The 7,066-nt window shown below is 46.8% G+C and carries 10 protein-coding genes; 7 read left to right on the top strand and 3 right to left on the bottom strand.

Going from position 1 to position 7,066, the window contains the following annotated elements; all coding sequences use genetic code 11:
• A partial coding sequence (locus AC5V8P_RS21605) for a YoaK family protein (protein WP_495473846.1) occupies positions 1-672 on the bottom strand: 672 nt, incomplete at its 3' end.
• A gap of 192 nt (positions 673-864) precedes the next feature.
• Positions 865-1,383, bottom strand: coding sequence for a DJ-1/PfpI family protein (locus AC5V8P_RS21600; RefSeq protein ID WP_064797280.1), 519 nt, complete (start codon positions 1,381-1,383; stop codon positions 865-867).
• Positions 1,384-1,532: 149 nt separating this feature from the next.
• On the opposite strand from AC5V8P_RS21600, the gene AC5V8P_RS21595 reads away from it, so the two are divergent.
• On the top strand, positions 1,533-1,925 hold the full coding sequence (locus AC5V8P_RS21595; protein ID WP_064797279.1) for a winged helix-turn-helix transcriptional regulator: 393 nt from the start codon (positions 1,533-1,535) through the stop codon (positions 1,923-1,925).
• Between the two features lie 116 nt (positions 1,926-2,041).
• Here AC5V8P_RS21595 and AC5V8P_RS21590 read toward each other — a convergent pair whose 3' ends face one another.
• Positions 2,042-2,377, bottom strand: a complete 336-nt coding sequence (locus AC5V8P_RS21590; RefSeq protein ID WP_063212901.1) for a winged helix-turn-helix transcriptional regulator — start codon at positions 2,375-2,377, stop codon at positions 2,042-2,044.
• Between the two features lie 254 nt (positions 2,378-2,631).
• Here AC5V8P_RS21590 and AC5V8P_RS21585 point away from each other — a divergent pair, with 254 nt between their 5' ends.
• The 6 genes from AC5V8P_RS21585 (at position 2,632) to AC5V8P_RS21560 (ending at position 7,047) form a co-directional block, all read left to right on the top strand.
• Positions 2,632-3,729, top strand: a complete 1,098-nt coding sequence (locus tag AC5V8P_RS21585) for an FAD-dependent monooxygenase (RefSeq protein ID WP_064797278.1) — start codon at positions 2,632-2,634, stop codon at positions 3,727-3,729.
• 85 nt (positions 3,730-3,814) lie between these two features.
• Positions 3,815-4,579, top strand: coding sequence for a GTP cyclohydrolase II (locus AC5V8P_RS21580; protein WP_064797277.1), 765 nt, complete (start codon positions 3,815-3,817; stop codon positions 4,577-4,579).
• Positions 4,576-5,676 carry a bifunctional diaminohydroxyphosphoribosylaminopyrimidine deaminase/5-amino-6-(5-phosphoribosylamino)uracil reductase RibD gene (ribD, locus tag AC5V8P_RS21575; RefSeq protein WP_063212904.1) on the top strand — a complete coding sequence of 367 codons (1,101 nt, stop codon included), beginning with the start codon at positions 4,576-4,578 and terminating at the stop codon, positions 5,674-5,676. Before AC5V8P_RS21580 ends, ribD begins: the two co-directional genes overlap by 4 nt.
• A gap of 565 nt (positions 5,677-6,241) precedes the next feature.
• Positions 6,242-6,448 carry a hypothetical protein gene (locus AC5V8P_RS21570; RefSeq protein ID WP_064797276.1) on the top strand — a complete coding sequence of 69 codons (207 nt, stop codon included), beginning with the start codon at positions 6,242-6,244 and terminating at the stop codon, positions 6,446-6,448.
• Entirely contained in the window at positions 6,436-6,948 is a 513-nt protein-coding gene (locus tag AC5V8P_RS21565; RefSeq protein ID WP_231116890.1) for a fibronectin type III domain-containing protein, read from the top strand. The genes AC5V8P_RS21570 and AC5V8P_RS21565 overlap by 13 nt, the downstream gene beginning before the upstream one ends.
• Before the next feature lie 12 nt (positions 6,949-6,960).
• Positions 6,961-7,047: a hypothetical protein gene (locus AC5V8P_RS21560; RefSeq protein WP_495473847.1), complete on the top strand. Its 87-nt coding sequence runs from the start codon at positions 6,961-6,963 to the stop codon at positions 7,045-7,047.
• Positions 7,048-7,066 lie beyond the last annotated feature (19 nt).

Here is a 7,066-nt window from a genome sequence, read left to right as displayed (position 1 = left end):
CTCTTCTGTAAATAAAATAAAAGAAAAAATAAGTGCAACAACAGCGCCCCAAACGGCTTTATCCCCAATCGTCAAAGTCAGGAATCCCCCCAGCAAGGCTCCTACCAAGAAGGCGGCCAGGATGACACCATAACGCATTGCTCGAATGGCAGCGTTAGTGTCCTTGGTCGTTACGGCGACATACACAGCCTCGATAGCTGATCGGAGGTTACCGGTGCTGACCGTGGAGGTGTACGGCACATCAATGAGCTTGCGGAAGGAAGTCATTTGCACGGAAGCGACGAACGAGACGATCACCACCACTACCGTATTGGGAACTCCTTGCGGAATCAACCCCACGATGAAAAAAATCGCAATTTCCAGTAAAAGAATTGCGCGGGTCCAGTCCGGAGTTAAACGGTGGGTTGATTTGCGTTTAATCCCTTCAGCAACAAAAACCCCCAGTGAAAAGGCGATCAGGGGCGGGATATAGGATAACGCCTGAATCCAATGCCCCTGAATGACTTTAACAGCCAGCAGCACGATATTGCCTGTCTGTGCGTTGGCGAAAACACCGCCTCTTCCAACAAAGGTATATGTGTCCAAAAAGCCCCCTACTAATGATAATAAGGCGCCCAGTCGCAACGATTCGGACGTTACCTGATGTAAATGGATTTTGCCTTTCATAAACACGGCATATAAGCCTCCTATACTAAACGTCTATTCTTTAAAGCTAACACGAAAATCCAGGACCATACAATTAAATTAATCACTTCAACATGAAAATGACACAAAGAAGCCACATCAGGTCCCATACAATAGAAAGGACGTGATGCGGCTTGTTGGAGTGCTGTTTAAAGTGCTATCTGAACTTCGAGAATGTGCTTATTGCAGAGCTTGAACGAGGGCTTTCCCAAACTCCTGAGCTCCGTCTGGGCCATCGGCTGTAATAATATCGCTATGCGCAACGACATGCTGAGCGAGATATTCGGCTTGATGCGCTTGGAGTTGATCCTTTTGTACATCCACTGGATAGCATGTAGCTGTTCTTCCAAAGAGCAATCCGGTTTGAACCACGGCCACAGAGCCTGCACAGATGCCGCTCACTAAAGTCTTTTGCTTATGAGCTTGTTTCAGCAGAGCCTGGAGATCCGCGTTATTCCACAGATGATCATTCGTTCCTGATCCACCAATCACAGATACCACATCATAATCAGCCAGCACAGCGTCTGTAAAAACAAGATCAGCCGTCGCTTTACCATTATAGTCACCCATAATTTCACCTGTTTTTGTACTGGCTAGTGTCACGGTAACGCCCGCTTGTTCCAGCGCTTCTTTGGGTTTAAATAATTCATCCTCATTAAAGCGCTCTGGGGGTATAATAAAAAGAGCTTTTTTACTCATATTCTATTCCTCCTTGAATGTGTAACGTTATCTACTATTGTAGGGTGGCTTTGCTAGGCTGTGAAGAATGCACTTTCAAGTACGGAGGTTACCTGCAGGTTACTAATAGTCTGCAAGATCATGATGATTTAGAAGGAGTTAATTGACATATGTCTGATACACTGAGAGAAGAAATACGGGAGAAAATTATAAACGGAGACTACAACTGCGAAAAGGAACTAACGTTATCTGTACTAAGTGGGAAATGGAAGGTCGTTATTTTATGGCATTTGGGTGTGGAAGGGCCGCATCGGTTCAGTGACCTGCAAAGACTGTTTCCGAAGCTGTCGCATAAAGTGCTGACCAACCAGCTACGGGAGTTGATGGAAGATGGTATTGTACACCGGGAAGTCTATCCGGAAGTGCCCCCAAAGGTGGAGTATTCAATGACGGAGCTCGGAATGACGATTTTACCGATTGTGGAGATGATGTATGACTGGGGAAAAAAGCGGGTGCAATCCATTCGTGATGAAATGCAACGCAGCAGTGAGAGAAACGCCTGAAATTTTGGATACGATCTAAGGTCGACCATTATTGCTTTGTCATATGAAAAATAGAACGCCTTGCGCTATGAGTACAATGTACTCATAGCGCAAGGCGTTCTTTGCTTCAATATGAATCATTGCTGTTCAAGTGCGGGTAGAACCTCAATCCAGCGTGTAGCCCAGGTACCGATATGGTCAAATAAAGGAGCTAAATCGCGTCCTTTATCCGTAAGTGAGTATTCAATCCGCACGGGCTTCTCAGGATAAACCGTACGTTGTATGATTCCTTCTTCCTCCAGCTCTTTCAAACGGTCCGAAAGGACCTTTCCACTTAAATTAGGAATTGAATTCTCAATCGCGACGAAACGTTGCGGTCCATTCGTGAGTTGAAATACGATCAACACCGTCCAACGCTTGCTCAGTATTTCCATAGCTTTTTCAAACCGTGGACACATCTGCGGAATGTTCATGTGATCACCTCATGCTCCTATTATTAACGATTCACTGTTAAAAGTAAATGATTTTACTTTACATAAATTTATTACTTGACGAAATTGAATGATATAAATATACTTTGTTACATAAAGTAACTTGTTGGATTTGAGACGGAGCTCTATATATTAATACTTAAAAATTGAACTTATTTTGATATGATTAATGATAAGATAAAATGAACAGTACGAACGAATCGCGTGGTTATGGTTTGGATGCAGGGGGAAGTCGGATGATACTGGAATGTGAAGTGTGTGTAGTTGGAGGAGGACCCGCAGGGACTTTGTTATCCTGTCTACTGGCGGAGCAGGGTGTTTCCACGATATTGGTTGAGCGGCAGAGCGTGCCCGGAAAGGCTTTCCGTGGTGAAATTTTAAATGATGAGGGTCAGGGCGTGATCCAGAAGCATAAGCTGCTCGAACAAATTCAAGAGGATCATATTCTCGCCTCTACAAGAATCGAGTATTGGCAGCATCAGCAGCTGGTCAAAACGGCCGAGCCAGCTTCAAACCATGGTAATGTGGGAGTGCACATTCCACAACCTCGATTTTTGGAAGCTCTGCTCAAGCAGGCGTCCACCTACGAGTCCTTCCGTTACCTGGCAGGTACAACTGTGACTGCGTTAGAGGGTAACAGCACGCAGGGGTATACGGGCTTGACCGCTCGCGACAAGGACGGCCATGAGGTTACGATTCACAGTTCGTTGATTGTGGGGGCAGACGGCCGCTATTCGACTGTGCGCAAGCTGGCACAGATGCCTGTGACGAACATTCGTCACGGCTATGATCTGCTATGGGCCAAAATCACGGCACCTGCCGGGTGGGAGCCCGTTACTCGTCTAGCGCTGGTCAACGGAGGGCAACTGGCTTTATTTTCACAGGCCGAAGGCTATATTCAAATTGGCTGGAATGTGGAGGAAGGCAGCTTTTCAACCCTGTTTAAGCAATCTTTTGCACCTTTTATACAGCTGTTTACGGACGCTTTTCCGGATTTGGAGCATAGTGTACTGGATCAGATTCGTTCATGGAAGGACTTCGTACCGTTGGATATTTTCAGCAGCCGCAGTGACACTTGGGTACAGAACGGACTGGTCCTAATTGGAGATGCGGCGCATACCATGACACCTACAGGAGCTTTTGGCTTGAATGCTGCTTTGAAGGATGCCGATGTGCTGGCCAGTGAGCTTCTTCGTCTGCGCCAGCAGGCGTATACCGCAGAAGATCTGAAGGCTTTCGAAGACGGACGACGGCAGGCTGTCACTGAGCTTCAGGAGCGTCAGCTGATCATGGAATCCACGTTTCATGAACATTTTTTACACATAGTAACATGATATAAAAACCTGACAACAACGATTAGCCTGAGAAAATAAGAGGGCGTTTCATATATAGAGTTTATATAAAGGATGGTGCAGAGAGATGAATATAAAAGATGTAGCTACGCTACTTAACGATAAAATTCAAACCGTTCGTGGAGAGCAATCTTCGACGATATTGGTAGGACCGATCAAGCTGCCAGTTAATTTGGAAGAAGAGACCGTTGTTTTTCAATGGTATTGCTGGCTGCCTGTACGGGACGAGGAAGATCGTCAGGACTTACTGAATGCCAATGCTGAGACGATTGTGAAGCGACTGTCTACACTGAATTTGGCGGAGGGACAACAATCGAGCGTTTTGGTGTACGGTGATCTCCAACGTTCGGAAAATGCTTTAGTTCGCATGCATAGTATTTGCCATACTGGAGATATTTTTGGTAGCAAGCGCTGTGATTGCGGATTTCAGCTCCACCAGTCGATGAAAATGATTGTAGAACATGGAACAGGTGCATTGTTCTATCTGGCTAATCATGAAGGTCGCGGGATCGGTTTGTTTAGCAAAGCCATGGCTTATATTTTGCAGGAAGAAGGCATGGATACCGTTGAAGCCAACCATCAGTTGGGTTTTGAAGATGATACGCGCAATTATGTGGATGCCATAAGTGTGCTCCAGCACTTGAGACAAAAACCGGTAACGCTGATCACCAACAACCCTAAAAAGCTGGATGCCTTAAAGAAATCGGGGATGAATGTAGTGGGTCGTATGCCGCTCTGGGGTGATGTGTCGCAATATAATGAACGGTATTTGAATACAAAAGTAGAACGATCCGGCCATTTGCGGGATTCCGATCTCAGGGAGGTTCTATGAACACTCACGAAAAATATATGCGCCTGGCACTGGAAAATGCCAGAAGTGCCAAAGGGCAAACAGAACCGAACCCGCTCGTCGGATCAGTCATTGTCAACAATGGCCGTATCGTTGGGATCGGGGCTCATTTGAAGCCCGGTGAGCCACATGCCGAGATTCATGCCTTGCGTATGGCGGGTGGACACGCTCAGGGGGCGACGATTTACGTAACGCTGGAGCCGTGTTCCCATCACGGCCGGACAGGCCCATGCGCGGAAGCGATTGTGAAGGCTGGCATTCGCCGGGTGGTGATTGCAGCCCTGGACCCGAACCCGCTGGTTTCCGGCAGAGGGGTACAGATTTTGAAAGACGCGGGCATTGAAGTCATTGTCGGAGTATGCGAGCAGGAATCGATCCGCATGAATGAAGTGTTCAATCAATATATTGTGAACAAGCGTCCTTTTATTACGATCAAATCGGCAGTGACGCTGGACGGTAAAATTGCCACCCGGACCTCGGAAAGCAAGTGGATTACATCTGAAGCTGCACGGGAGGATGTGCATCGTCTTCGGCACGAGCATGTAGGCATCCTGGTCGGTGTACAGACCGTGATTCATGATAATCCTCAGCTAACGACTCGTTTACCAGAGGGACGGAATCCGATTCGTATCATTTTGGATAGCAAGCTGCGTATTCCATTGGATGCTCGTGTTATTACAGATGGAGAGGCGCCGACCTGGATATTCACAGGCAGGGCTTACGATGAAGGTAAGCGAAGCCAGCTGGAACAGCTTGGTGTGAAGGTATATCCGACACAGGATGAAAACAGTGAGCGAGTCAACCTTCCGCAAATGCTGGATATTCTGGGAGCGGCAGAGGTGTCATCGGTATTCGTGGAAGGCGGGGCCGAGGTGAACGCTTCATTCGTGCAGCAAGGACTGGCAGACAAGCTGGTGCTGTATATGGCACCGAAGCTGGTTGGAGGGCGCACAGCTCCAGGCTTTCTCGGGGGAGAGGGCGTATCTGCAATGAGCGATGCGGTGGCCTTGCAGGATTTGAGCGTAACGCAAGTTGGCGTGGACTGGAAAATAGAGGGGTATTTTGGGCGAGGAAAATGAGTGAGTTGTTTCGGGTGGAGAAGGAAGCTCCGCGAAGGGGGTGATCTTCCGATCGCTTCCGCTTCTCCAGATTCAACCCCTCTGCTCCGCTGCTACCCACCGCAAAGTCACTCATTTTTCGAAATGGTGTGGAGCATGGGGAAGGGCATGAGAAATAAGTACTCAAAAGCTCAAAGACTCAAAACCTTATAAATTCAAAACAGAGAATCTGAAGGGCTAAAAGGCCTGGAGGGTCTTTTTTTATAGACTAAATGATTATTAGGGTGAATGGTTAACGGGATGAATAACTCATACGGTGAACGTCTTGTGGGATGAAATCAAAATAGCATCATTACATAATAATTGGGTTTTTCGACCTGGTTTATTATGCACTTTTAGAGACTTTCGCCTTGTTTAGTTGAAATTTAGAAATATAAGGATTGACCTGGAAATGGAGATCAAGCACAATGAAGTTGAATTTAAGCGGGAAGGAAAGAAAAGGAAAGGAAAGGAAAGGAAAGGAAAGGGAAAAGCTTTGCAGTAAAAGGAAGAAAAGAATTCAAAGGAGGATGTAGGTTGTAGAAAAATGATAGTATGCTTGTTAAGTGCCAGTCTGATTTTTCTAGCAGCACCGGTTTCTACTAAAGCCTTTTCGGGCGAAGTCACACAAGGTGCAGGCTCATATTCAACTACATTACCTACCGGAGCAGCTACACCGCAAAACGAAATTTACAAGACAGCGAATGTAACTGGCCCAATGCCTACCACTGGATTTATAATTTGGATGCTGTAGGCAACATTGACCGCAGCATCACCGCCAATTCACCTATTTATGGTGTATTTCATAAGAACGGAGTAAAAACCTATGTGGCCTACAACTTTTCAGACCAGGTCCAAACAGTAACCTTCTCAGATGGGCACAGCATTACCGTGCAGCCGAACAGCTTTAATACTGGAAATGGAAGCGGCGACAATCCGCAGCCGGATACAGAGGCACCATCCACTCCGGCAAATGTGCGAGCTGCGACCAAAACGGCTTCGACGATTACCCTGGAATGGGAGGCATCTACAGACAATGTAGGCGTTACGGAGTATATTGTGTATAAGGACGGGGCTCAGGCGGCAAAAATAAACGCTACTTTCGCTGCAATTACAGGACTAAATGCAGCTACTACTTACAGCTTTACTGTCAAGGCTCGTTTTATCAGCGATCGCGAAGCACTGCTTCAATTTACCCCTAAAACAGCCTCCGCCTATGTTGACGTACACTATACTTTATCAGGTGGACAGTAGCTTAATTACCGGATGACCAACAATGCCGGTGTTTGGGAGCAGCGGGTTACAGACCTCTCCATCGGGAAGGCCGTTAGCTATTGGTTCACGTATGAATAGGCAGGATTGCAATATGAGA

The sequence above is a fragment of the Paenibacillus sp. N119s genome (assembly GCF_059447605.1).
Note: the sequence above shows the minus strand (reverse complement) of the source record. Positions and strands in the feature narration are given on the sequence as shown.

Bases quoted from the DNA above. Each gene is read 5' to 3' on its own strand.
- AC5V8P_RS21590 (WP_063212901.1), bottom strand. From the start codon at position 2,377: ATGAACATTCCGCAGATGTGTCCACGGTTTGAAAAAGCTATGGAAATA.
- AC5V8P_RS21595 (WP_064797279.1), top strand. From the start codon at position 1,533: ATGTCTGATACACTGAGAGAAGAAATACGGGAGAAAATTATAAACGGA.
- AC5V8P_RS21600 (WP_064797280.1), bottom strand. From the start codon at position 1,383: ATGAGTAAAAAAGCTCTTTTTATTATACCCCCAGAGCGCTTTAATGAG.
- AC5V8P_RS21580 (WP_064797277.1), top strand. From the start codon at position 3,815: ATGAATATAAAAGATGTAGCTACGCTACTTAACGATAAAATTCAAACC.
- AC5V8P_RS21585 (WP_064797278.1), top strand. From the start codon at position 2,632: ATGATACTGGAATGTGAAGTGTGTGTAGTTGGAGGAGGACCCGCAGGG.
- ribD (WP_063212904.1), top strand. From the start codon at position 4,576: ATGAACACTCACGAAAAATATATGCGCCTGGCACTGGAAAATGCCAGA.
- AC5V8P_RS21560 (WP_495473847.1), top strand. From the start codon at position 6,961: ATGACCAACAATGCCGGTGTTTGGGAGCAGCGGGTTACAGACCTCTCC.
- AC5V8P_RS21570 (WP_064797276.1), top strand. From the start codon at position 6,242: ATGATAGTATGCTTGTTAAGTGCCAGTCTGATTTTTCTAGCAGCACCG.